Source organism: Rhodococcus kronopolitis (genome assembly GCF_042654025.1).
GTDB classification, from domain to species: Bacteria; Actinomycetota; Actinomycetes; order Mycobacteriales; family Mycobacteriaceae; genus Rhodococcus_G; species Rhodococcus_G kronopolitis.
This window is the reverse complement of record NZ_JBHSFO010000005.1, coordinates 133,509-157,689: the sequence shown is the minus strand read 5'-3', so window position 1 is coordinate 157,689 and position 24,181 is coordinate 133,509. Positions and strand designations below refer to the sequence as shown.

Here is a 24,181-nt window from a genome sequence, read left to right as displayed (position 1 = left end):
GGAATCCTCCGGTCGCTCGCCGGCGCCCCGAGCGGGTCGAGGATCGCCCAGCGTCGATCCGCACGATTCTCGCGGGTCAGTCGCGACGTGCCAGCGCGGCCCGCCCTCCCCGAGCGGGTAACCCGACCAGACCATCAGGAGGGGCTCGACAGCGGCCCGGAGGAACGAGTCCGGGGGGCGGCGGCATCCGGAGCCGACGTGCTTCCGTGAGCGTCACCGCACCTTCGAGCAGCAGGTCTTCCATCATCCGCTGAGAATCACGCATCTGCCAGGTCATGCCGCTCCCCCTCGAAGTCCCGATCGGCGCCGGTCTACCACGAGCCACGGCACGACATGACGGCGGCGACCTCGGGCCGGACACCGAAGCCAATGGCAGGCTCGGACGGGGTGGGGTGCCGACTCAGACCGCCACCGTGGGCCCGACCGTCCGCGCATACACGAAAGGGGACGTCGCCGATGACCGTCCGTACCGTGACAACCGAGGCCGGGCGAGTCTCCGGCGACCACACCGACGGGGTCGCCCGCTTCCTGGGAATCCCCTACGCGGCAGCACCGGCGGGCGAACGCCGGTTCGCGCCGCCCGGCCCCGCGGAACGCTGGGCGGGGGCCAGGATCGCCACCAGCTACGGCGCCACCGCACCCCAGCCGCAATTGCACCCCGCTCACGCGAATCTGGCGCCGCTGACCGGGCCCGGATGGGTCACCGGCGACGGCGACTACCTCAACCTCAACGTCTGGACGCCCGATCCCGGCTCGAGCGGGCTTCCCGTGATGGTCTACCTCCACGGCGGCGGGTTCATGATCGGCTCGGGATCGGCCCCCGCCTTCGACGGCACCTCGTTCGCGCGCGACGGCGTCGTCCTGGTCACCGTCAACTACCGGCTCGGGGCGGAGGGCTTCGTCTCTCTCCCCGGGGGGACCCCCAACAACGGACTGCGCGACCAGATCGCGGCACTGCGGTGGGTTCGCGACAACATCGCCGGGTTCGGCGGGGAACCGGACAACGTCACCGTCTTCGGCGAGTCGGCCGGCGGCACCTCGGTCGCGCTCCTGTTGCGCTCCCCGCTGGCCGCCGGACTGTTCCGGCGGGCGATCGTCCAGAGCGGACACGACGAAATGGCCCGCCGGCTCGAGGTCACCGAGGAGCTCACGAGGTCACTCGCTGCCCGGCTCGGAACCTCTCCGACCGCAGACGCATTCCGGGCACTCACCGCCGCGGACCTGCTGCGCGCGCAGACGGCGCTGCTCAGGATTGAACCCCGCCCGGACCTGCGCGACGGCACCGGTGTCGACCCGGGCCACGGTCGAGCCCTGTTCCTCCCCACCACCGGTGACGAGGTCCTCCCCGACCCTCTCGGAGCCGCGAGCGCCCACTCGCTCGGCGTCGCCCTGCTGATCGGCACGACACTCGAGGAGGCCAACCTCGGTTTCGGTGCCGACGGGTTCGCCGACTTCGACGCGGACGACGCCGTGGCGGAGCTGGCCGCCACCTACCCCGATGCCGAAGCACTCCTCGACCGGTACGGCCTGCACGACCCGTCCGTCACCCCCGGACGCGCACTCACGTCCGCCTACACGGACCTGATGTTCCGGTCACCGAGACGCCGCACCGCGCGTCGGCACCCGGGCCCCACCTTCGTCTACGAATTCGCCTGGCGGTCACCGCTGCACGGCGCCGCACACGGCCTCGACGTCCCCTTCGTCTTCGACACCACACAGACGTGCCGCGATCTGATCGGCGGCGCCGCACCCTCCGGCCTCACCCGCACGATGCACCAGGCCTGGGTCGCCTTCGCAACCCACGGGGATCCCGGCTGGCCCGCCTACGACGACACCAGGATTGCGATGCAGTTCGATGCCGGCCCACACCTAGGCGAGGACACCGCTCCCGACGACATTCGCTCCGGCGGCTAGGCCGCACCGCCGCCGTTCCCGCCACCGCTCGAGTTGAAAGGGATGATCGCGGTACGCGATCCGTCGGGGTGGCGCGGGACGAGCGACGAGTAGGGGCTCGGCTTCCGATCCCCGAGGAGTCCTCCGACCGTGATCCGCTGGAACCAGCGTCGCGGGCTGGCGGGTGTGGTCACGGCCCCGCACGGTATCGGCTCCTTGCGCACGTAGTGCTCCATGGGTCCAAGGTAGTCCCCCGCCTGCGGTCGACCCTGGAGCCGGAGTGTTCACCCATCAGCGCTGTTTGAGTTCACCTATTAGAACCAAGGCCGGATGCCGATTTCCATCGCAACTCCGCCTGAATGGAGAGATTAGGTGGATTCTCCACCTAGTCGCGGGCACGATTCCCCCACAATCTGAGTCGAGTCGTATGCTCGTGGCGCCTATGGACCAGTGATTCCGCCATGCGGCCGAAGTCGCGCCACGAAATCCTTGGATTTCGCCTTTCGTGGGCGGCCGGGGTACCGGCCTCGCCTCGGGCCGTCGAGTAGGTCATCCGCGCTGGTCACGACAATAGTGCTGCGATGTCGATCGCCCCGGGATCCCAATGCGAGTTGCCGGGCACGTGTTGATGGCCGCACCATCCCGAGAACCGGTTCCATTGGTTGACGGACATCCGGTTCGCAGGGTGATCGCCGCCGCTGAGGAAGATGACATCCGCGGTTCGGGGGATTGGCACGAGATCTTCGATCTGGCGCATGACGTCTTTGATGAACTCCAGCTGCTCGGGAGCCCAGTCCTGGGTCTGCGCGGCGAATCCGACGATCTCGATCTGTATGCACCGAGCTGCATTCTGCGGGGTGAGTTGATCGGTGAGCGCTCGCGCACCTTGCGAGAGTGGGTAATGCTGAACGCTTTTGAAGGTGTTGGGTTCGATCGTCAGGTGCGGCCACACCTTCTTGGAGTCAAGGGTGCTCAGCGCACCCGCAAGTGTGCTCCCTTCCGTCGTGTGGAGCACACCCCTCCACGGCCGGTCGATGAATACGGGTCCGTTGACCGACGCCGGCCGCTGCTGTGTGCTTGCGTCGAGCAGCGGCTTCCGCAGGTCGATCACGTCGACGGCGAGTTCGAGACCATCATCGAACCCGGCGCTCGCCATGCCCGGCCATCGGTCGGCGATGGCGAGCGGGTAGCCGCCGGGCACCTTGTTGTCGGCGTGGTCGAACCGCACATACTGATCGTCCTTGAAGAAGTACGTGCTTCCGTCACCCCATGTGATGGCACTGTCGAGGTCGGATCCGAAGCCCGCCACGGCCATTCCTGGCCACTCGGCGGCAATTGGCGTCGGCCCGGAATCGGCCCCTTCTGGGCTGCTCACCTTGTATCGGACGTAGTGCGAGCCTTTGAAGAAGTACACGAAGCCGTTGCCGAAGTTCACGGCGGCGTCGAGGTTGCTGGCGAATCCTCGCGCCTCGAGCCCCGGCCAGTGATCGGCGATGGGCGCAGGTCCGAATTCGACTCCTTCAGGACTGTCCAGGCGGTAGCGAACGTACTTGCTGCCCTTGAAGAAATAGGCGAATCCAGCGCCAAGGTTGAGCGCAGTGTCGACACCTGAATTGAAACCGGCCGCCGCCAGTCCTGGCCAGTTCGGTCCTACGCCGAGTGGGTAACCGTCATCGACGCGGTCGGCGCCTCGGTCGTATCGCACGTAGTTGCCGGTCTTGAAGAAGTACACTCCCGTACCCATAACGGATTCCTTTCCCATCGACCGCCGTATCGGGGTGCAGGCGACCGTCGCGGGGCCCCCGATCGGTGTCCTCGGGGCACGGGCCGGTTCGGTAGCCACCTCGTCACGGTCGAGACTCCTGCAGTGCGGCGACGAGTGCGCCCGCACCGACAACTGCGTCCGTCATCCGAATACGAAACCGCCGCCGCCATAGAGCTGTCGGACAGCATCCAATTCAGCGGGCCTTCGAGTGCAGTGCCCGACGCGCCTTCCTGTGCCTGTGTCCGTTCCCATACCCGGACCTGAAAGGGCTCCTGGACCTGTCGGGCACCGGCACGGTGGGCTAGACACAGACTCCAGCGGCTCGTCGCCGGCGACGGCTGGACCGCGCCGTCGGCGATCGGTTTCGGACGGACGACTTCGAAGCAGCGCACTCGCCACTCATCATCCGTATGTGGAGTGTCGACTCGCTGTTGCTGCAGTGGGCGGCCCGGATGCACTACGAGCGTTCGCCATTGTTTCGCGGCCTGGCCAGTCACACGAACCGGCGACCTCCACCGGGCTCACACATACGGGGGAACCCCAACCGGGGCCCACAGGTGAGCGACCACATAACGCGTACCCGGTTCGGGTGAGCTCACGGACGTGACTGGTGCCTCACACCTCGCCGGGCGTGCACTTGATCGAGGTCTCGATTTCATTCGATTCGCGTACGTGAGCCCCAGCAAGGGGCCGCCGAGCGGGGCAGAAAGGGATGCTCATGACCAACGTGCAGTTCGAACTCGAAGGCGAATACGAGGACGAGGGTGAAGGTGAGTTCGAATCCGAGTACGAGGCGGAGGACGAACTCGAAGGCGAGTACGAGGACGAGTTCGAGGTCGAGCTCCGCAATGAGTTCGAGGACGAGTCCGAGGATTTCTCGGTGCTCGGCCTCGGGGAGGAAGAACTCGAGGCCGAGCACGAAGGCGAGTTCGAGGACTTCACGCCCGCCGGTCTCGGTGAGGGGGCATTCGAAGACGAGCTCGAGTTGGAGGGTGAAGTCGAGGGCGAAGCGGAAGAGTTCTTCAAGATCGGGAAGGTCCTACGACGGTTCGCGCCGGCGCTGCGCCAGATCGCCAAGGTCGCCGGCCCGATGATCGCCACTGCCGTCGGCGGACCTGCCGCCGGGGCGATCGCCCGTGCCGTGACCTCACAGCTCGAAGGTGAGCTCGAGGACGAGCTCGAAGCCGAGTTCGAGGATCTCGCCACCGCGCCGCTGTCGACGCAGCAGGCTCTCGGCGAGTACCTCGCCGCCCGCGCCGCCACGGCCGAATCCGAAAGCGAGGCCGAAGGGTTCATCGGATCCGCGGTCACGCTCACCCTGCAGAGGCGTGACTACCGCGAACTGCAACGAGTCCTGCCGAGCATGATCAAGGGCACCGCCGTCCTCACCCGGGCGTTGCGCCGCTCCCGCGGCCGCGCGGGTGTCCGCCTGATCCCCGGCATCGTCGACGCCTCGGCCCGCACCCTGGCGCGCCGCCAGGCCGTCGGCGGCGCCGTGACACCCACGGACGTCGGATCCGTCCTCGCCGCCGCTGCTCGGCGCGCATTGAGTGACCCGCGTGTCCAGCGTCCGATTGTGCGTCGGCACGCCCGTGGCGTCGCGACGGTCGGACGCGGCTACCCGCGCGGCGGCACGCTCACGCGGCGACCGTCGCGGGTGCGGACCGTCTCCCCCACCACCAGGCTCCAACGTCCCCGGCCGGGATACGTCCGCGTCGCGACGCCGGTCCGGGTTCCCGCTCGCGGCACTCAGCCCGCCCGCACTGTCCGGGTTCTCACCGACGTTCGGGTGCCGAGTGGCGCCCGTCTCGCCGGTCGTCCCGTCGGTGTGAACGCCCGGCGATGACCAGCCATCACGATCGCGGGAGAGACCATGACCACACGGAACCGCTATTACCCCCCGATCCAGGGTGAGCTCGAGGACGAAGGGTTCTCTGCTGACCGCGAGGACTTCGCCCCTGGCGGGGCGGGGGAGTTCGAGTTCGAGGCCGAGGCGTACGCGGCTGTCCATGGCGAGCACGAAGGCGAGGAGGAGGGCGAGGCGTTCGTCAATCCGGTGCGGCGGGTCTACCGCGACGCGGAGACGATGGCGCACCTCGCCACACGCGCGGGCCGCACGGACAGCGAAGCGGAAGCCGAGGCGTTCATCGGCGCGCTCGTTCCGCTGGCTGCGCGGCTGGTGCCGCGCGCTGCGTCGATTGTCGCCGCGAACGCACCGGCGATGATCCGTGGCGCCGCTCGGATCGCCCGCACTCTTCGCCACGACCCCGCCACCCGTGCCCTGGTGGGTGCTCTCCCGGTGGTGCTGCAACGTACCGCGCAGAGCCTCGCCGACCAAGCCGCGTCCGGTGCTGCCATCGATTCCAGTACGGTGGCACGCACCCTCGGCACGATGACGCAGCGGGTTCTTGCGCCGTCGGCTCGGGGACGGTCGATCCGTGCCGTCGGTGTGTTCGACGACCGCTGGCACCGTGCTCACCGCGCCGCCGCCCGCCAGCGTGTACAGCCTGTCTACCAGTCCGTTGCGGTGAGACGTCGTGTCCACCGTCGTTGACCACCCGCCCGCGCAGGCCCGCGGACAGGTGTCGTCGCTGTTGCTCACCGCGTTCGTCGGCGGGCAACCAGTCAACGTGCGCCGGCACCTCGACGCGTTGCGTGATTTCCGTCGCGACGAGTTCGGGACGTCGATCGCGCGGCCGTCCGAAGGTCACGTCCAAGCCGTCAATGCGTTGCTCGCCCGCCTGCGTCAGCCCTTGCAGCGTGCGGTCGACGATCTCGAGCAGGCCAGCAGGCGTGCCGGTGCCGCGGCCGCCACCACCGAGGACCTGTCGGAGTTGTTGCGCCGCAAAAGCCTTGCTCACGACTGGGTGCGGGCGACCGAACGGGTATGGGACTTCTACTTCGAGTTGTTCGGCCAGCGGCAGGGCGCGTTCGGGGAGTGGTTGTTCGCCTGCGACCGCATCGCCCTGGACTGCTATCAGTACATTTTCCTGCGCTTGGGGGCGTACCGCAGTATCCCCAGCCCGCCCCCGTTCGCGTACATGCGGACCGGGTTCTCCCCGGCCACGTATCGGCGCAACATTCCGCTGCGGCGCCTCGGCGCTCAACTCAACCCGTTTCCCCTCGTTCAGTTGCCGTATCACCGTCTGGTCAATCCGTGGACGATGGGTGCGATCCTGCACGAGGTCAGCCACAACCTGCAGAACGAGCTGCAACTCGAACGCGACATTCCCCGCGCCATCGGCCAGGCGGTCCGCGCGACGGGCGCCGGTCCTGCGGTCGCGGCGGTCTGGTCCCGGTGGAACCGCGAAATCTTCGGTGATCTCGCCGGGGTGTTGCTCGGCGGCGAGGCGTTCGTCGCGTCACTGATGGACGTGATCGGTCGCGCCCCTGAACAGGCGCTGGCGTACTCCCCACGCGGAGTGCACCCGACCCCGTACCTGCGGACGTTCCTGTCCACAGAGTTGCTGCGCCGCATGGGATTCGCCGACACCGCCGCCGCGTACGAACAGGCGTGGCGCAGGCTGTACCCAACCACGACGGGAACCACGTTGCCCGTGCAGGTGCTGCGGTCCTGGCCCGCGTGCGTCCGTGCCACCGTCGACGCCGTCTGCTACACCCGCTATCCCGGTCTCGGGGACAAGACCCTGCGTCAGGTCATCGCGTTCACCCCGCGGCATCAGCGGATGATCGAGGAAGCCGGTGTCCGGCTCGCCCGCGGTGTCGACCCGGGTGTCGTCCCCGAACGATTCCTCATCGGCGCGGTCCGGTACGCCCTCGACCGCCGTCTCGCCGAACCTGACTCGCTGATGAGGAACTTCTACACCGAATTGTCGAGGCGGTGACGATGATGTCGCTGAACACCGCCCGTGACGACCTGCGCCGCAGCATCACCGACCTGCGTCACAGCATCACCGAGATGGTCATGATCGTCGACCTCGACCGGCCGCAGCACGACGACGAACCCGCAGCCGTAACCGCCCTCGTCGAACTGGTCACCGAGTTCCAGGCACCAATCGAAACCTGCGGCGACCTGGTCGCCGGGCTGACCGACGCACGGCATCTCCCCCGGCTCCTACCGGCGATCGACACCGCTGTCGCCACTGCCTCACACCGCTACTGGCAGCAGCTGCGTGCCTACACCCCCACCGCGGAGCTTCGGTCCGCCACCCGCCGCGACAACCACTGGCGGACCTGGACCGACAGCGTCGAGGTGTCGCAGCTGCGGTGTGAAGAATCGCTGACCGCGCTGGAGGCGACCGTCCGCGCCAGCTGGCGTGAAGTCGCCGACCTGCTGATGCTTTGCCTTCCGACTCAACCACCGCCCGCCACCAGCGCGAGTGCCGCAGAGGTCACCGCGCAGGACCAGCCCGACAGTGTCGCCGACCACCTGAGGAGGACGCGATGACCTGGGACCCCGATACCACCGGCCACCTGCCGGTGGTGGACGTCGACACACCTTTCCCGCCGATGGCGGCTGGAGGCGCTGCGGCGTCCTCCGCCCCCGCCGTTGCTGGGGACACCGCCCCTGCCGTGCACGACGTGATCCGCACCATCTTGGGGTGGCGGCCCCGCGTCGAGGATCCCGGTGCGTTCCTCGACGCCCTCACCTCCTCCTTCCGGCTCACCACCGTCGACGGGCACACCGAATCCGCCTATGTACCACACGGATTCGCCGTCCAAGCCGACCTCGGTAGCGTCACCGGCGGCCAAGCCTCCCTCTACCGCCGCGCGGCGATTGCCCGCACCGAAACCCTCCGCATCCTCGATGCCCTCACCCCGCTGCGCGTCGACGCCGACCACGAGGACATGGAGGCGTTCCGTGGGCTGGTTCGCGGCGCCCTTGAAAACACCGTCGACGAGTTGGGCAACCCCGGCGGGCCCCGGATCCCGATCGTCGACTCCTACCTCCGCAGCCTCACCGGACTACCCACAGATCCCAAGACACCGGTCGCCTACCCCACCCCCGACGCCATTACCGGCCTCCTCGGGCAACTCCGCGACCACTTCGGACTCATCGACGCCAACGTCAACACCATCGAAGAAGAAGAGATCCGCACCGCCTTCTGGACCCTCGCCGACCTCACTACCGATCTGCACAAGGCCTGGCGCACCAATCAATCCCACTTCGCCCAGAGCGACAGCAGTGGGTTCCTCGGCACCGACCTGATCCGGATCTCGCGGCTGATGGACGCCGCCGCCGACCAGACCGCCGAGGTTGAGGCGGTCCTCGACTCGGCACTCGTGCCGCTGTCCGAACGCCAGACCATCACCCTCAACGAAGACGACAACCTCACCCTCGACGGGCTGCTGTCCTGGATCCGAACGTTCCTGGTCGAGGAGGGCCGCCACATCGCCCAAGACGGGGGCCGCAACGGCATCGTCGCCGGGCTCACCCCCACCATCAACGACATCGTCACCAGCCTCGAAACGAATCTCGCCGGGCACATCCTGGGCACCATCGACATCGGCAACGTGATCAAGCTACTAAACGGCCAAACCCCAGCCGCGAACCAAACAGAACCCGTCTACATCACGAACCCGGGCCTACCGATAGGCAAAAGGAAATACCCGGCAGGCATGTACTCCGCACGAACGAAGATCGCCGTCGATGGACTACGACGCCTCCTCCGCGACCTGGCGATCACAGCCCAACGAATCTCCCGCTTCCCCGACCCGGTCCTATTTGACATCACCTTCACCCCGCTCCCACCGACGATCAACAAGGTCCAGCCGCACCTTGTTCGAAGCGAACTCCGAGGCCTCAACATCCGACCGATACAAATCCCTGCATTCCGTGTCGACGACGGCAGGAACGGCTGCAAGGGGCTCGTGAGACCCGTCCGATCCACTCCCAGCGCCAACGCCGACTCGACCTCGGCGATCTTCCTCAGGGAGGATTTGCGCAACAACATCTTCGAGGCCAAAGACGCCGAAACAATCAATGACCTGCTAGATTCCGGCCAGCCGTTCACCCTCCCCGCCTCAGCGATAAGTACTCTCGTCATCCTCGACGGAGCCAAAGGTGAACCCGACAACCATCAAATCGACGAATACATCATTGGCCACACCCCAACGAAACTTCCCGACGTGGCTCTGCTCAGACCTTCCGAGGGGCGAGATAACGCCGCTGCGATGCCTAACGCACAGCTTCCTACCGATGACAGGAGAAAGCTCTTCAGCGCATTTGTGCATGTAAATGAGGAAATAGCTCGACTGGATGAGAGGTCAATCCAGGTCACCGCTGTAGGACGGGAGATTCCGAATAAAACGAACGCGCGCTGGGCCAAGGGGGCGGTGGACACATGCGACTGGTTAATCTCGGAAATCAACGCGGAGCGGGTCAAGAAAGAGGCCGAGCGGGCCGAGATTCAACAGCGCTTGAATACCGAGGTTGGAGGTGATTGGTGATGGTTACCGAACGGGAGTATCAGGAACGCCTCGACCGGATCCAGGCCCTGCGGGAGAAGGTCGCACAGCAACTGTCGGGGAGCTTGGTGTCGAACCCGGCGCTCGCGGAGGAGTTGAACGGGCAGATCGACGCTCTCGTCGATGCTGCGACGGGCGCTGACTCCGGGAAAGCTGTCCCGCCGGACATGGGGTTGGCGTCCCTGGTCGGCCTCGGCCCCGACGCAGCACAACAACTCGGCCAAACCCGAATGTCGCAGGGCGTCGCCCCCTATGACGACAACGTCAACTCCGAACGCATCGTCGCGGTCGGCGACCTGTATTACATCTACCAACACGAAATGATCGGCGTGTTCAAGGTCGTTCAGAAACTCAAGCAACTGTTCGAAGCCGGCTCCGTCCGCCTGTCTGGCGGCCCCGGCGCCTACCGGCTTTACCAGTTCGATCGGCGTGACGTGTTGCGCTACACCCGCAAGGACCGCCACGACGCCTACCGGCGAGTCCTCGGGTACGGCCGCGGCCGCGGTTCCGCCCAATCCCGACCGAACACCGACTTCCACATGCTGTTCGCGCACTTCGACAACCAAGTGACCCTGTTCTGGCGCGACAAGAGAATCAGCGACGTTATCCGGACAGGTGCCCTCGACCCCAGCTTCGGATCCATCGCCGTGGTCCGCCGCGCCGGTCTCGACCTCCGCAACAACCTGAAGTTCACCTCGTTCGGTCACCTCAACGTCCTGCGCGTCGAGGTCATGCAAGTCCTCGAAGAGTGCTTCCGGATCCTCGGGTCACAAGACGTCATCGACCTGTTCGGCGCAGACAACGCCTGGGACGTCGTCGACGAGGTCCTGATCCGCTACTTCGACGAACGACTCCAAAGCTCCCCACGCCAGCGGATGGCGGTCACCGGCCGCGAAGTGCTGCGTTGGCTCGCAGGCCCACACATCATGGAAACCCAGCGCGGCGAGTTCGAGGCGCTGCTGATGAACATCGCCGAACCGGCCGAGGAATGGCTGACCTCGGCCCAAGCGATGAGCCTGGCCCGCCGCACCGGCACCGACCGTGTCCTGCCGTGGGAGCAGCTCGGCCAGTCCGGCGTCGCCTCCCAATACGCAGAACGCAGCCCCCTGACAGTCCCGCCGACCATGCAGCCCGGCGGCATGCCCGTCCCCGTGTACCCGCAGCGCAACGGAAAGGGCACCTACCGCGGTGGAAAGGCAGGGTGGGTACCTGCCTCGACTCGACGGCGGTGACTAGCGATGGCCACGCGGTTGCAGGACGCTCGGTTGACCGCCCGCTCCGCACTGCCCGCCACTGTCAGCGACCTGACCGAGTGGATCCGTATCCCCTCGGTGAGCGGTTCGGCCCGGTACCGCGGCGACGTCGACCGCGCCGCCCTCTTGGCGGCGCGCTGGTTGCGGGTCCTCACCCCCACTGTGTGCGTGATTCCCAGCCCGTCGGGGCCGACCGTGCTCGCCCGGATCCGCGGTCGCCACCCTGGCCGTCCCGCGACAGTCGTGTACGGGCATTTCGACGTCCGCCCCGCCGGTCCGGGCTGGCGGACCGGCCCGTTCGAGCCGACGCGACGTGGAGCCCGCCTCGTGGGTCGCGGCGCCAGCGACGACAAGGGCCAACTCATGGCTCACCTGGCAGCGCTGCGCGCGTGGAGCACCGTTGGTGGACCCCCACATGACGTCCTGCTTGTCCTCGACGGCGCCGAGGAGATCGGCTCGCCCCACCTGGCGGGCGTGCTCGGTCGGTGGCGTCGCCGGCCGACCCTGGCCGGGCCGGTCGCCGCGACCGTCGTCTCGGACACCCGCGCCGACACACACGGCGACCCCACCGTCACCGTCTCGCAGCGTGGCATGCTCGCACTGCGGGTGACGGTGACGACCCGACGTGGGCCCGTTCATGCCGGCCGCTTTGGCGGCGCGGTCCTCGACCCGACTCTCTGGCTCGCGGCGGCCGTGCACAGCGCCGCCCGCGATGTCGCGGCGCTGCGCACACCGTGCACACTGCGCACCCCCACCGTCCCCGGCACCGGGTCATCGGCCACGCGTGTCGACGCGCACACCGCGGCCCGATCCGGCGCTCTGACGGTCAACTCGTTCCGATCGGGTGCCGCCCCCGGCGCGATTCCCGCGGCCGCGGCCGCGACCCTCGACATCCGGATACCTCCGGGAATGCGTACCGACGCTGTCGAGTCCCACCTCCGCGACGTGTTCGGACACCATCTGCCGCGCACGGCGACGGTGTCCGTCACCCGCCGCGGCCGCGCCGACGGCCGCTGCCTCGACCACGATGACGAGACCCGCGTGGCCATCGATGTCGCTTGCCGGCTCGCCTTTCACACCGCACCGACCCGCGTCTCGTCGGGCGGATCGATCCCCGCCGTCGCCGTCCTCGCCGACATCTTCGGTCCCCCGCCGGTGCTACTCGGGTTCGGTCCGGTCGATGACGGAGCGCACGGGCCGAATGAGTACCTCGACCTCGCACAGTGGGCGCGGGCGGTCGATACGTGCACTGCGCTGATCTCGACTCTGACGCGGGACAGTCCGCCAGCACCTAAGGTTTAGTTAGCGCTTGAAAGTCAGCCCTGCCCTTGAATCTTCAATCAATGGCAGTCACCCATCACTTGAGGTGCACGCGGACACGAGGGGCAAGCGATGCGTGACCAACGCCCGACAGAAGGCTCACCGGCAGCACTTCCCACAGAAGTCGCCGCAGACGCCGAACCCCCTCCGCGGTCAGAAGACCCCCCGAAACACCACCTCGCCGACTCTGACCTACTCCGAATCCTCGACGACGTCGTCCACGCGGTCACCAACGGAGGATTCGACACCAACCTGCGGGCAGGTGTCCTCCTCGACGTGATCGTCGACGGAATCCGCTGCACCCTCGTCATGCAGCACCCCTCCGATCGGGTCAACCTCAGCCCACGGGAACGGCAGATCGCGCTGTTGGTCGCCCGCGGCCACACCAACCATTCGATCGCGTCGGCACTCGAGATCAGCGCATGGACCGTGTCCACCCACCTGCGCCGCATCTTCGCGAAGTTCTCGGTCTCCAGCCGTGCCGAAATGGTCGCCCAGCTCGCCAGGCTGAACACCGCCGAACTCCGCGGAACCTGACCCCAGGGCCACTCCTGGGATCGCGGGAGTGACCGATCACCGCGACGAGGCGACAACAACCGCGCCGACGAATCCACGGAGACCCGCGGCGTCCAGTTCGGCCAACATACGGTATACGCAGGGACGACACTGTTGTCGCGTCGATCAGCCTTTGATCGCCGCACCCGCTACATCCGCTGTCATGATCAGCAGCTCGTACCTTGGCAGCATCTTCTTCCAGGACGTCCGTGCGATGAGCCCCCTGCTCGCCGGTCTCAGCCTGCTCCCGATGGGACTGGCCTCCCTCGTCGTCGCGGTCGCCCTACCGAAGATCATCGCCACCCAAGGCCCTGCCCGTGTCTATCTCGGTGGCGTCGCCGCACAGCTGATCGGCGCCGCGGCCTTCGCCTCCGGAATCGACAACACAGCCGTAGCGATCGCACTACTCGCCCTCATCGGCGCCGGACTGCCCAGCGCCTTCGTCCCGTTCTACGGAATCGGCGCCAGCCATGTCGCGATCGAGGACTCAGGTGTCGGCTCGGGCCTGCTCAACACCTTCAACCAGACCGGCGGCGCCGTCGGGATAGCGGTCGTCGGCACGACCATTGCCACCGTCATCAGAAACCACCACGACACCGCGGCCGCGGCAACCCTCGACGGCGTCAGCGCGGGCTTTCTGGCGGTCGCGATCTGCGCCGCCGGCGGCCTGATCATCGCCCTGGTGCTGTGCAGACTCTTGAGCCCGACCAAGGAATAGTGAATGACCCTCGAGTCTGTCCAGTCCCCAACTCTCGCCTGCCCCTAGAGATCGATCTAGCACGCGGGCAGTCCCTCACCGTCGCCGTTCAGTCGGCGCGGCAAGTCATCGAACCAGTGATTGTGCACCTGACTGTCCCAACCTGGAGTTCATCCAAATCTGTGTGATCAGGGGCCGTCCGTAAGTGTGACTACCGACCGGTAGGCCTACTCGATCCGCATGCAGCCGACCACGCTCCGTCATTGGTGAAACACCCGAGCTCGGAGCCCCGACACCATCCCGTCAAGCATCGCGCCGCAGTACCGCAGGTCTCCCACCCGCGCGACCGGCCGCTCAAACTGTCGAACTCCCGTTGCAGGAGATCAGACGCCAAGTCATGACCCATGTTCACGCCAATCGGTTGAGTCAGAGACAAACACGACATGATCACGCAGTGGCCGGCCCTCGTCCATCCTGCTGTCCAACACCGTCGTCGATCGCGGATCCCGGCTGGAGCACCAGCATTGCGTCCAGCAGCCGATCCCAGGTGGTGGACGGAAGCTCGTGGCCGATGCCGTTTAGGGAGAGCAGGTCCGCGCCAGGGATCTCGCGCGCCATGGCCTGTCCGTTGCCGTACGGAAAGAACGGGTCATCGGTCCCGTGGACGACGAGGGTCGGCACGGTGATGTCGCCCAAACGCTCCCGCCAGCGGTCGCCCGCCTCGACAAATGCCAGGTTGCGCATGCTGGAGGCCACGTTGGTGGTGCGGTCGACCATCCGGGTCGTCTGCCGCCGGGCCTCCTGCTCGTCGAATCCGTGTGCGCCCGCACGTACCCGCGCCTGTTCGACACCGTAATCGATCACCGCCTCCCGGTCGGACCAGTCCGGGTCGGGTGCCTTGGTGAAGAACTCCACGACCTGGTCCGAGTGTTCGGGCAGGTCCGAGTCCGCCGGGCCAGGGGACGTCGGACGGGTGTTGATCAAGGTCAGTGCCGACATACGGTCGGGGTGGTCGAGTGCGGCAAGCTGACAGATCCACCCGGCCACGGAGAAGCCCACCAGGTGAGCTCGCGGAAGTTCGAAGACATCCATCAGGCCAATGATGTCCAAGACCAAGCCACGGAGGCTGTAGCCGGGAGCGCCGGTCACATAGACAGTCGACCGGCCGGTGTCGCGGATGTCGTAGCGCAGGACGAACCGGCCAGCGCCGGCAAGCCGGTCGCAGAACCGGTCTTCCCAGAACAGTCTCGACGTGCACGGCAGCAGCACCGGTGGCTGCCGCCGGTCCCCGAATGTGGACACGCACAGGTCGACATCCCCGACGGCGACCAGGTGCTCGGGCGATTACTGAACATGAAGCGGCATTGCGACTCCTCTACGGTTACGTCTTTAAGAAGAGACCACTTCCGCGGCTGCAACTCATCGGTCCCTGGTGTCCGTTCATGACCAGCGACGCCGCCTCACGCCATGATCTCGAAGTCTGGCCTGTTCCCAGCACTTCGGTCGTCGGCTGACCTGGCGAAGACGGTTTCCGACAGCACTTCCGAGTGGAGCATGTGGCTGAAGCAGACGCCGGAGTCAGCACAGGCCATCAAGGAGTACGGCCTCACGGAAAGCGGTGTTACAGGCGTCGCGTGGGCGATGGCGGGAGCCCGCGGCGACATCAAACAATGCCTCAAGACCGATACGACCACGGCGCGCTCAAACGGGGAACCCTGACTTCCTCTCCGGTGCCGCAGGGATGCTTTCGCAGGCCGGGTCTGATGCCAGAAGCCCGTGGTGCACCCCAAATGCGCCCCGCCCCGACATCGGTCCGGGACACGCCCATCGTCTGGGCCAAAGGAGCGTGACGAGAGGGAGGTGATCCTCGCAGTTCACAGCTACAAAGTGTGCTGCGGTGGGTGCGCTCGTCCTCAGCCACGATCGGCGGCGCCGGGTCGCTCGTCGTGCAAGATCGCAACCGGAGGACAACCGGACTAAGAGGATACCTGCATGCGACTGATCACCCGCGCCGCACTCATTGCGGCAGCGTCGATTCCACTATCCATCGCCACCCCGGCACTGGCCTCTGCTGCCGGGGCAGACCAGGTCACCTTCGCGTACGAGGTCAGCGGATCGGCGGTGACGAACACGATCACCAACAACTCCGGCACCGCCCTGATGTGCGGGACCTCGCTCGCGCAGGGACCGGGCGCCGTGCTGCCGCCGGTCGAGGACGTCCTCCGCGCCGGCCAGACTCTCTACGCCAACGGCGAGGTCCAACCCGGCACGGCGACCCAGACCGTCACGGACATCCCCGACGGCTCCTACGTCGTCCTGGCCTCCTGCAGCCCCGTCGCCGACCCAATGACCATGTGGGTCTCGGACTACCCCGGCATCGCGGACTACCTGGCGGGCATCCCGGCCATCACTGCATTCACCGTGGACCAGGAGTCCACCGTGGTCACCGTCCCCCACGTCGAGCCGGCCCGCCCAGACCTCGGCGAGCTCTTCGGCAGCTGAGGCACGGCCAGCTCACTGCATCCACGTCGAAGGCCCGCACCCAATTCTGGGGCGGGCCTTCAGTGTTAGTACTTCGCTGGCAACTCGGCGACTACTGCAGCCCGCGGCCGGCGCACAGCACCCCGGGCCGCCGCAAGGCTTGGACAGCTGTCGACGACTCGTCGACGCCCCGGTGTCAGCTGAACGGCTGACACCGCGAATGTCCCGGGCCGCCTGCCCTCCGGTCCTTGATAGCGTCCGGCTCCGTCCCTGCCGATCCAGTGCACCGAGGTGAATCGTGACTCCCGCCAGCTTTGCTCGTCGCGCAGCGACTGCTGTTGCTCTCTCCGCCGCAGCAGCGATCGCCGTCACCGGCACCGCGGCCGCCAGCGATCTCCCAACTGCTGAGCTCCCCTCCGACGTCAGCATCGGGGTCGTGGGCAACACCATTCGGGCAACGATCGCGGTGCACGGAACGCCTGGCCCTCGAGAAGTCCGCACCAACGTATGCGTCGGGCCGCTGGTGCACACAGAAGCGAGCACCAACCGCATCCGCACCAGCCCCGACATCGACCTGGCAGCAAATCCGGGCCAGTGGCTGATGCACCAGCCCGATTCCCCCAACAGTGCGATCACCGGGAATGGAGCACCGATGCCCAACATTCTCCACCTGGATGCGGGCCAGTCCGGCGAAGCTGTGATCCCCGCGGTCGCGGACGGCAAGTACGTGGCGGGGGTGGTGTGCGGCCAGTACGAACGACTCGAAGGCTGGACGGTCCCGAAGTACACCTCACTCACCCTGTACCCGTTGACCGTCGGCACCCCGGACACCCCGGACACCCCCGAGGTCACCCCGCATCCCACCGCCGGTGGAAGCCTCGCCAGTCTCGGATTCGGATCGTCCTAGTCAGCTGACCATCGTCGCCTTGTCGCGCACCACGATCGGGGTATCCTCCGGCCCGGCGATGTAGTCCGTGATCCACGGTCAGCACGTGCTGCTGCACGCTCGGAAACCACCGGCGGCGCAAGTGCCCGCACACCACCCACCGGTGCGTGTACCGCCGAGCGCCCTCTCCCCCCGCACACGGTGGCTGGTCGAGCAGTGGGATGCGCATGCGGAGCGGCGACCAGCGCGGGCTCGGCGGGTCTCACATCGTTGGGTCCGACCAGGTTCGACGTGGTCACGGTCGCCCGCAGGTCTCCCGTCTCGGTGTCTGATGTCGGTGACCGCTTCGATGATCGCGGCGCCGGCCCGTTCGGTGATCGAGGTGATTGTCAGGGTGGCGGTCAGGACGTCGCCCACGAGAATTGGTGCGGCGAGGGAGATCTTCTCGTTCACGTAACGCTGCTTGACGGAGGAAGTTGCGGTGTATCCGTTGACCGCGCTCGGCGCGGAGATGGCCCGGCGCAACTCCTGACCGGTCAGAGCATCCGGCGAACCCGGTCGAGCGCACGGGCCCGGCGCACCGACACCCGCGTCCACAGCGCCTGCTGGATCGCGAGCGTCGCCCAGCCGGCCAACGCCATGCCGGACAGGTTCAGCAGCAGCTGCAGGCTGCTGCCCCAGATCTCGTGACTGGCCCCGAATGCCAGGGCCAGACCCACATTTCCCGCCGCGGGTACCGTAGTCACGGAGATGAACACTCCGGAGAGCCCGGCCATTTTCGACGAGGTCAGCGACAGTACGCCTGCGGCGGCCGCGATCACCGCCACGATGAACGACCACTTGTCCGGGCTGTAGATGAACGCGGTGTCCGGCCGCGGACCGGTGACGTCGTCGATCGTCACCCAGCCCAGCCCCCGGCCGACGAGCGCAAGGATCGCCGTCACCGCAATCGCGACCACGAACCCGACGACGAGGGTGCGGACCGCAAGCGCGAGCAGCACCCACCGTCGCCGCACCAGCGCGACCCCGAGCGCGGCGATCGCCCCGAACTCCGGCCCCAGCACCATCGCCCCGATCACCAGGATCTGCGAGTCGGTGATGATCGCGATCCCGGCCAGCAGGGTCGCCAGGGACATGAAGCTCAGATAGGTCCAGTTGAGTTCGGTCTCTTCGTAGGAGCGCTGCGCGACCTCCGCCCACACCACGGAGTCCGCGCTGCTGCCGGGTGTGCTCAGTTCGGCGTCGAATCCGCTGCGGGAGAGCCACGCGTGCACCGGTTCGATCTCGATGCTGCCGCGGTGGTGCAAGCCGGTGGCCCGCAGCTGATCGATCACGTCGTTGGCCGCCTCCCGGGCGATGTCGGCGTACACGACGTCGCCCGCCGGACGCAGGGCGGCGCCGCGCAGCACCGCAAGGCCACTGACACCCGGTTCCTCTTCCAGAATTCGGAGGGCGTCGTCGGTCAGGTCGCTCGGCGCCAGTATCCGTAGGTGCAGCATGCGGGTCAGTCTGCCGGGGCGGAGCAGTGACAGGCGGGATGTGCGGGCACAATTTCGGTTTCCGGAGCGCGGCGGAGGAACTCCTTGCGCGCCCGCATGAGGTTGTCGAGTGGACGGTGTTCGGCGGCCGCGTTCGATGAGCGGTCAAAAGCAGCGGGTCCGCGCGGCGCGCCGGGTTCCGCACGATTCGTTCCTGGCTGCGGGGGCGGAGTTCGACTTCGCCGAGCTGGCACCGGCGACGAAGGTCACGTACGTCGAGAAGAAGTGGTGCAACACCTGGATCAGCCGGTGCGGGGCCGAATTCAGGCCTTGGCCTGCGTACCGACCTGGGGATCGCCGGAAGCTAGCATCGTCCCCGCCGGGCAAGTAGTTCGGTTCCGCTCGTCGTCTGGAGGTTGCGCCGTGAGCGCGTCGTCGAACCCGAATGCGTTGCCGCCCTTTGCCACCCTGCCCGACCTGCCGCTCGACGAGGACGACCGCGCCGAGCTGACCCGGCAGATCTGGGACCACCTGATCACCGGCCGCGGCGACGCCGACGACTTCGTCGACATCTACGGAGAGGACCACGACCTCACCGCCGAGCAGCTCGGGGCGGCGTTCGAGGCACTGCGCACCGCGCGGCTGCGCCAGCAGTCCGAACTCGGCGCGTACACCTCCCGCACCATGGCCGCGTTCGAGGAGCTCAACGCCAACGGCGTCCTGGCCCGCGCGGACTTCACCTGCTGCGGCACCTGCGCGTCCGCCGAGATCTGGGGCGAGCTCGACGACAGCCGGCACTGGCAGGGCTACACCTACTTCCACCAGCAGGACACCGAGCGTCTCGTCGAGGACGGCGAGACCCACATCGGCTACGGCGCGTTCCCGCCCGAGGACTTCGACGAGGCCACCTACGGTGCGCTCAGCGACGACGCGAAGGAGGCCCTCTACGAGGCCGACGTGACACGCCTGCTCGACGACGTGGTGTTTCCCGTCCTCCGGCGGCACGGCATCGAGCCGGAATGGAACCGCGACCTGGGCACGAGGGTGCTGCTCAGGAATGCCGACTGGTACGACCCGATCGAGGCGTGACGCCCGGTCGAGTGGGAGTAGCCGCCGTGACCCACGTGTCGCCGCTCGTGATGCCGAGAAGCATCGCTGTCCAATCTCCTGCCAGAACTCACCCCCTGCCAGTGCCCCCTTTGTCGATGCGACACAATGGATTTCCGTGAAGACTGTCGAGGAAATAGCGCCCGATGTGTTCCGTGGTACCGGGACGGACGTGAACTTCGTGCTCCTGCGGGACGGTGACGCACTCACCCTGATCGACGGCGGCTACCCCGGGGATGTCACCGCAGTCGAGAGCGCCATCCGTGCGCTGGGCCGGCGGCCGGAAGATGTCCAGGGCATGCTGCTCACGCACGCGCACGTCGATCACATGGGCGCGATCGTCGCGTTCCACGATCGCTACGGGATCCCGGTGTTCACGGACCCGACCGAGGTCGCACACGCGCGCCGCGAGTACCTCGAGCAGGCCACGGGCAAGGACTTCATCCCGATGCTGCACAAGCACGGCGTGCTGCCGTGGCTGCTGCGCATCGCCCGCGCAGGCGCCACCCGATCAGTGTCGGTCAACGCACAGGCATTCACGCCGGGCCATCCGTTGGATCTGCCGGGCGGCCCCGTGCCGGTAGCCACCCACGGTCACACCTCCGGACACACCGCGTTCCATCTGCCGCAGCACGGCGTCGTCGTCACCGGCGATGCCCTCGTCACCGCGCATCCGCTGTCGAAGATCCAGGGACCGCAACTACTCCCGCCGGTGTTCGACCACGGCGAGGAAGACACGCTCGGGGCACTCGACCACCTCGCCGCGCTCGACGCCGACACAATCGTCCCCGGCCACGGCCCCGCACTGACCATGCCCATCTCGGCGGCCGTCGACGTGGTGCGCGATCGCACCCACTGAGCACGTCCACATCTCGCCCGCTGGTCGGCGGGTTCGTGAAGGTCCTGCGGCACAACCACTCGCATGACCGCACTCCTGGCCTGGGCCCGGTCGGGCGGGCACCACCAGCTCATCCGACAAATTTCGACCTGGCCAACAGTCAGTCGCGGTCGCGTCTCAGGCGCCCAATCAGCGATAGATCTCCACGCGAGCATTGGTGATGACTCCGACGTTCATCGAAGGGGCGCCCCAATTGGTGCCGCAATTCCCCATCGCCTGACCTGTCGGCGCGATGGAGGGACTGGACTGACTGTAAGGACCGATCGCATAGAGCGGAAAGGCGTTGGGGATGCCGTGAAGGCCCCAACAGTCGACGATCAGCGCGTACTCCCTACCCGCGGGTGCATCGGTGTCATGGCACGTAGCCGTCGCATTGAATGCATTCCATTGAACGCCGCACTCCGCCGGGTCGGCCTGGGCGGTGCCGGAGCCGATCAACGTTGCGAAGGCGAACCCGGTTGCGGCCACGGCCGTGACACGTGCGGCCACGAGAACTGTGTTTCTCATTGAGATCCTTCCCGTAGTGATTACCACACCTATCGGTCGTGCCGATGAGGCGTTACTGCTGCGGTTGAACAACGCCGCGCAGCGAGGTCTCCTGCATGTGAATCAATTGCGCGATGAGACGGCAGCCAAGCCAACGCGCCATCCTGCACAGCGCGTGCCGGAGATGACGCTCGTGGACAGCACGGCCACGACGGAAAACCTACGCCGAAATGTCCGGTTCGGGCCGTACCAACACACGCGCCATCTGAGCGTCCGGCCGCAGCGCCCGCACTCCGAACCCCTGGACGGTCAGCAGGCTCGCGCCGGCACCGATCGGCATGTCGATGCGCGTCGGGCCCGACCTGTCGACGGTCACGTGTGCGACGTGGGAGAACGGAACGACGCCCTTGAGCCACTCGACCTTCACCAGGGCTGCGCATGCCGGGCTGGACGCCAGCAGACCTGTGAGTTCTCGGAAGGTGGACGGGGTGAACCGAGACCCTCGCGGTACAGCGTCCTCTTCGACGATTGTCTGTCAGGACGATGTGGACGTTCGTGACCGGCTACGGCCTGAACCGCCGCAAAGCGGCGCTCGTCGGCGGCGTCTGGGCCGTGGTCATCGTTCAGTCTTCGCCAGGACCGACTACCCGCAGCCCCTCGGGTGGCACCTCCTGGACGATGAACGTGTCGTCGACGTCGGTCACGATGGCCACATAGAACACCGGCCGGCCGTCGATTTGAAGGTGGCAGCCGATGCTGAAGCCCACGAGGCGGGGGATCTGCCGGAGGACCGGTTCGCCGCCCCTGATGTCGCCGTCGGGGTGCAGCCGTGCAGCCTCCGCCAGAATGGCTCGCTGCACGACGTCTCGGTCGATCAGGTCGTCGTCATCGGTCAGCATCGAGAAATCTACCGGTTCAGTGCATACGAACGGCACTTCGAGTTTCATCGGTTGCGGCACTCCGTCCTGTGGCGCTGGGGGGACGTAGGGTGCGAACGTGATGCGGTACGCCGCGATCGGTCGATGGGATCCACGGTCGATGACGAACGTCCAGTAGCCGTTGTGTGTCGGCACGGTACCGCGCAGCGCTGGTCCCCCACTCGAGGTTGCGCCCAGGAACTCGTCGTAGCCGAGGAGTTCGGCGCGTGATCCGTGTTCGGCATCGCGGGTTTGCGCATGAACCTCCGCCAGTTCGACCTCGAACAGGGACACCGGATAGCGATACTTCCGCCCGGCGATCTGGGCGTGGAACTCCCGGAGGGCGTCGGTATCCAGATCATTTGCGATCCAGTGCGCGATCTCGCGTGTGGTCACCTCCTCGATGGGACGGACGGGTTCCGGGAAACCACGAAACACCCCGTCCTCGTCGGCGCTGTCCGCGAAGGACTCGAAGTCCATGTTCGCGATCGACAGGTTGTTCTCCACGCCACACATCTCCGAGGGAATGACGCGGAAGGTTCTTCCACGAGGCCGTTCCGGTTCGTCGGGCCCGGTGTACACGGTGACGATGGGCTTCTCGGGGTTTGTCACCGTCTCGGCGTCGACGAGAAACACGTAGTCGGGCGGCGGTTCGCCGATTGCCTCGAGAAGCCCGTCGACGGTCAACCCGTCGTACTCCGGGTTGTCGATGCAGGTGAGGTAGGCCTCGAATACGGTGTCATCTCCCTGCGGTACCGGAGCCATGGCTGCGACGGCAATGTCCCGCCAGGCGGCGTCGTCGGTGAAATCGGTACGGATGAGCAGTGACTCGCCCTCGAGGTGGTCGGTGAGGAGTCGTCCTGCGCCGAGGGCGTCGAGCACCTCCGCTTCGCGGCGATCGTGCTCCTCGGCGGCCAGTTCGGCTGTGATCGCTGCGGGATCTCGCTCAGGTGGGTCGACTGGAACGATCGAGTCCACGATCCGAGCACAGTCGTCCCGGTTGATCTCCTGGTAACTGCGGATCTCGTATGTCCAGTCACCGATGGACTGGCGGTAGCGTTCCGGTGTCGAATCGTTGGGCCACTCGGCTTTCGGTTCGCCGATCGCTGTCACCCATCGACGCAGCGTGAACTGTGGCGTATACCCACTGATCGACACACTCAGTTCGCTGGTGCGGGCATCGCCGGATTGAGACTGTACGTCTGTCGTCATCGGCAGCCACGTCGGAAGCGCCTGAGGAATCCCGGCCAGAACGCGCTGCCGCTCCTCGTGCTCGCGGTGGAACTTCGCGAAGTCGTCCTCAGCCGAGCGTGACGGACCTGTCCATGTGAACAACGTGGGCTCGAAGGCGTAGTCAAGGCTGGGGTGTTCAAGCTCCATCCAATCCTCACCCTGCTGCCAGCGCACTGCGATGCCGAGTTCCGCGTCGAACACGTAGGTGACGGTTTCGTTCGCATGCTGGTCGACGGCGCTCACCTCCCAGCCGTCGCGGCCACGAACGCGGACGGCTCTGGGTGCACTCGGTCCGACGAATCGTTGGTCGTCGAACCCGTGAGTTGTCCTGGCAGGAAACACGTCGTAGGCGCGTAGAAGAAGGGACGGCGAGCCAGTTCCAATGGTTGCGTAGATGGTGTTCGGGGACTTGACGGAGTGCACCATCGTGCCGCCCTCGTCGCGTGACCATGTGCCGGTGGTGTTCTCGATGAAAGTGGGCTCACCGGACTCGTTCTCGTAGCGCCAAGTTTCCTCAGGTGCGTGCCACACGAGTGCCCAAGATCCGTCCGGTCGGTGGACAATTCCGCGAGTGGTCCGTCCCATCGTGCCGTAGTTCGAGCCTCGGACCTGTTCCCACGTCGGCGCCATGGTCGGAACGTACCCGACGGTCCGCTCGACAGGTCAGCGAGACGTCACGCACCGTGCTGCGAAGTCACGGCAAAGCAGTCGTCCCGCGTCGGCGTAGTGGGCACCGTCGGACGCGTACAACCCGGCGCCGTCGCGGGGCGACACGTTCCTTGC

21 protein-coding genes are annotated in these 24,181 nt (G+C 66.8%); 15 read left to right on the top strand and 6 right to left on the bottom strand.

The annotated features are described in order from the left end of the window. Positions 1-456 precede the first annotated feature (456 nt). Positions 457-1,914: a carboxylesterase/lipase family protein gene (locus ACFO6S_RS12015; protein ID WP_378417205.1), complete on the top strand. Its 1,458-nt coding sequence runs from the start codon at positions 457-459 to the stop codon at positions 1,912-1,914. Positions 1,915-2,455: 541 nt separating this feature from the next. On the opposite strand, the gene ACFO6S_RS12010 is transcribed toward ACFO6S_RS12015, so the two are convergent. After that, positions 2,456-3,625 (bottom strand): hemopexin repeat-containing protein, encoded by a 1,170-nt coding sequence (locus tag ACFO6S_RS12010; RefSeq protein WP_378417203.1) that lies wholly within the window; start codon positions 3,623-3,625, stop codon positions 2,456-2,458. Positions 3,626-4,376: 751 nt separating this feature from the next. Between ACFO6S_RS12010 and ACFO6S_RS12005 the strand changes: the two genes are divergently transcribed. From ACFO6S_RS12005 to ACFO6S_RS11965, 9 genes are all read left to right on the top strand, one after another. Continuing rightward, positions 4,377-5,504, top strand: a complete 1,128-nt coding sequence (locus tag ACFO6S_RS12005; protein ID WP_378417202.1) for a hypothetical protein — start codon at positions 4,377-4,379, stop codon at positions 5,502-5,504. A 27-nt stretch (positions 5,505-5,531) separates the two neighbouring features. Then, complete coding sequence (locus tag ACFO6S_RS12000) at positions 5,532-6,212, top strand: hypothetical protein (protein ID WP_378417200.1); 681 nt, start codon at positions 5,532-5,534, stop codon at positions 6,210-6,212. Further along, positions 6,196-7,503 (top strand): hypothetical protein, encoded by a 1,308-nt coding sequence (locus ACFO6S_RS11995; RefSeq protein ID WP_378417198.1) that lies wholly within the window; start codon positions 6,196-6,198, stop codon positions 7,501-7,503. The genes ACFO6S_RS12000 and ACFO6S_RS11995 overlap by 17 nt, the downstream gene beginning before the upstream one ends. 74 nt (positions 7,504-7,577) lie before the next feature. Then, positions 7,578-8,066, top strand: a complete 489-nt coding sequence (locus tag ACFO6S_RS11990; RefSeq protein ID WP_378417196.1) for a hypothetical protein — start codon at positions 7,578-7,580, stop codon at positions 8,064-8,066. Then, complete coding sequence (locus ACFO6S_RS11985) at positions 8,063-10,069, top strand: hypothetical protein (protein WP_378417194.1); 2,007 nt, start codon at positions 8,063-8,065, stop codon at positions 10,067-10,069. The genes ACFO6S_RS11990 and ACFO6S_RS11985 overlap by 4 nt, the downstream gene beginning before the upstream one ends. Continuing rightward, the gene (locus tag ACFO6S_RS11980; protein WP_378417192.1) at positions 10,069-11,319 is read left to right on the top strand and encodes a hypothetical protein; all 1,251 of its coding nucleotides are present in this window, start codon (positions 10,069-10,071) and stop codon (positions 11,317-11,319) included. Before ACFO6S_RS11985 ends, ACFO6S_RS11980 begins: the two co-directional genes overlap by 1 nt. 33 nt (positions 11,320-11,352) lie before the next feature. Next, entirely contained in the window at positions 11,353-12,642 is a 1,290-nt protein-coding gene (locus ACFO6S_RS11975; RefSeq protein WP_378417190.1) for a M20/M25/M40 family metallo-hydrolase, read from the top strand. A gap of 294 nt (positions 12,643-12,936) precedes the next feature. Beyond that, entirely contained in the window at positions 12,937-13,197 is a 261-nt protein-coding gene (locus tag ACFO6S_RS11970) for a response regulator transcription factor (protein WP_378417188.1), read from the top strand. Between the two features lie 28 nt (positions 13,198-13,225). Then, positions 13,226-13,933 (top strand): MFS transporter, encoded by a 708-nt coding sequence (locus ACFO6S_RS11965; protein WP_378417186.1) that lies wholly within the window; start codon positions 13,226-13,228, stop codon positions 13,931-13,933. A 426-nt stretch (positions 13,934-14,359) separates the two neighbouring features. On the opposite strand, the gene ACFO6S_RS11960 is transcribed toward ACFO6S_RS11965, so the two are convergent. Then, the gene (locus ACFO6S_RS11960) at positions 14,360-15,214 is read right to left on the bottom strand and encodes an alpha/beta fold hydrolase (protein ID WP_378417184.1); all 855 of its coding nucleotides are present in this window, start codon (positions 15,212-15,214) and stop codon (positions 14,360-14,362) included. A gap of 165 nt (positions 15,215-15,379) precedes the next feature. Between ACFO6S_RS11960 and ACFO6S_RS11955 the strand changes: the two genes are divergently transcribed. The 3 genes from ACFO6S_RS11955 (at position 15,380) to ACFO6S_RS11945 (ending at position 17,300) form a co-directional block, all read left to right on the top strand. After that, positions 15,380-15,631, top strand: coding sequence for a hypothetical protein (locus tag ACFO6S_RS11955; RefSeq protein ID WP_378417182.1), 252 nt, complete (start codon positions 15,380-15,382; stop codon positions 15,629-15,631). Positions 15,632-15,904: 273 nt separating this feature from the next. Then, positions 15,905-16,414: a hypothetical protein gene (locus ACFO6S_RS11950; RefSeq protein ID WP_378417180.1), complete on the top strand. Its 510-nt coding sequence runs from the start codon at positions 15,905-15,907 to the stop codon at positions 16,412-16,414. A 631-nt stretch (positions 16,415-17,045) separates the two neighbouring features. Further along, entirely contained in the window at positions 17,046-17,300 is a 255-nt protein-coding gene (locus ACFO6S_RS11945) for a hypothetical protein (protein ID WP_378417178.1), read from the top strand. A 515-nt stretch (positions 17,301-17,815) separates the two neighbouring features. Here ACFO6S_RS11945 and ACFO6S_RS11940 read toward each other — a convergent pair. Beyond that, the gene (locus ACFO6S_RS11940) at positions 17,816-18,778 is read right to left on the bottom strand and encodes a DUF389 domain-containing protein (protein WP_378417176.1); all 963 of its coding nucleotides are present in this window, start codon (positions 18,776-18,778) and stop codon (positions 17,816-17,818) included. A gap of 402 nt (positions 18,779-19,180) precedes the next feature. Between ACFO6S_RS11940 and ACFO6S_RS11935 the strand changes: the two genes are divergently transcribed. Beyond that, positions 19,181-19,846 (top strand): DUF6891 domain-containing protein, encoded by a 666-nt coding sequence (locus tag ACFO6S_RS11935; RefSeq protein ID WP_378417174.1) that lies wholly within the window; start codon positions 19,181-19,183, stop codon positions 19,844-19,846. Positions 19,847-20,036: 190 nt separating this feature from the next. Continuing rightward, positions 20,037-20,723, top strand: coding sequence for an MBL fold metallo-hydrolase (locus ACFO6S_RS11930; protein ID WP_378417172.1), 687 nt, complete (start codon positions 20,037-20,039; stop codon positions 20,721-20,723). 168 nt (positions 20,724-20,891) lie between these two features. On the opposite strand, the gene ACFO6S_RS11925 is transcribed toward ACFO6S_RS11930, so the two are convergent. The 3 genes from ACFO6S_RS11925 to ACFO6S_RS11915 all read right to left on the bottom strand — a co-directional run bounded on the left by ACFO6S_RS11925 (position 20,892) and on the right by ACFO6S_RS11915 (position 24,028). Further along, entirely contained in the window at positions 20,892-21,269 is a 378-nt protein-coding gene (locus tag ACFO6S_RS11925; protein WP_378417170.1) for a hypothetical protein, read from the bottom strand. Positions 21,270-21,468: 199 nt separating this feature from the next. Further along, on the bottom strand, positions 21,469-21,675 hold the full coding sequence (locus tag ACFO6S_RS11920; RefSeq protein ID WP_378417169.1) for a hypothetical protein: 207 nt from the start codon (positions 21,673-21,675) through the stop codon (positions 21,469-21,471). Positions 21,676-21,871: 196 nt separating this feature from the next. Then, positions 21,872-24,028, bottom strand: coding sequence for a DUF6924 domain-containing protein (locus ACFO6S_RS11915; protein ID WP_378417167.1), 2,157 nt, complete (start codon positions 24,026-24,028; stop codon positions 21,872-21,874). Positions 24,029-24,181: the final 153 nt, after the last annotated feature.

Bases quoted from the DNA above. Each gene is read 5' to 3' on its own strand.
- ACFO6S_RS11990 (WP_378417196.1), top strand. From the start codon at position 7,578: ATGGTCATGATCGTCGACCTCGACCGGCCGCAGCACGACGACGAACCC.
- ACFO6S_RS11925 (WP_378417170.1), bottom strand. From the start codon at position 21,269: ATGAGAAACACAGTTCTCGTGGCCGCACGTGTCACGGCCGTGGCCGCA.
- ACFO6S_RS11950 (WP_378417180.1), top strand. From the start codon at position 15,905: ATGCGACTGATCACCCGCGCCGCACTCATTGCGGCAGCGTCGATTCCA.
- ACFO6S_RS11940 (WP_378417176.1), bottom strand. From the start codon at position 18,778: ATGCTGCACCTACGGATACTGGCGCCGAGCGACCTGACCGACGACGCC.
- ACFO6S_RS11915 (WP_378417167.1), bottom strand. From the start codon at position 24,028: ATGGCGCCGACGTGGGAACAGGTCCGAGGCTCGAACTACGGCACGATG.
- ACFO6S_RS11955 (WP_378417182.1), top strand. From the start codon at position 15,380: ATGATCTCGAAGTCTGGCCTGTTCCCAGCACTTCGGTCGTCGGCTGAC.
- ACFO6S_RS11945 (WP_378417178.1), top strand. From the start codon at position 17,046: ATGCCCAACATTCTCCACCTGGATGCGGGCCAGTCCGGCGAAGCTGTG.
- ACFO6S_RS12000 (WP_378417200.1), top strand. From the start codon at position 5,532: ATGACCACACGGAACCGCTATTACCCCCCGATCCAGGGTGAGCTCGAG.
- ACFO6S_RS11980 (WP_378417192.1), top strand. From the start codon at position 10,069: ATGGTTACCGAACGGGAGTATCAGGAACGCCTCGACCGGATCCAGGCC.
- ACFO6S_RS11985 (WP_378417194.1), top strand. From the start codon at position 8,063: ATGACCTGGGACCCCGATACCACCGGCCACCTGCCGGTGGTGGACGTC.
- ACFO6S_RS12015 (WP_378417205.1), top strand. From the start codon at position 457: ATGACCGTCCGTACCGTGACAACCGAGGCCGGGCGAGTCTCCGGCGAC.
- ACFO6S_RS12005 (WP_378417202.1), top strand. From the start codon at position 4,377: ATGACCAACGTGCAGTTCGAACTCGAAGGCGAATACGAGGACGAGGGT.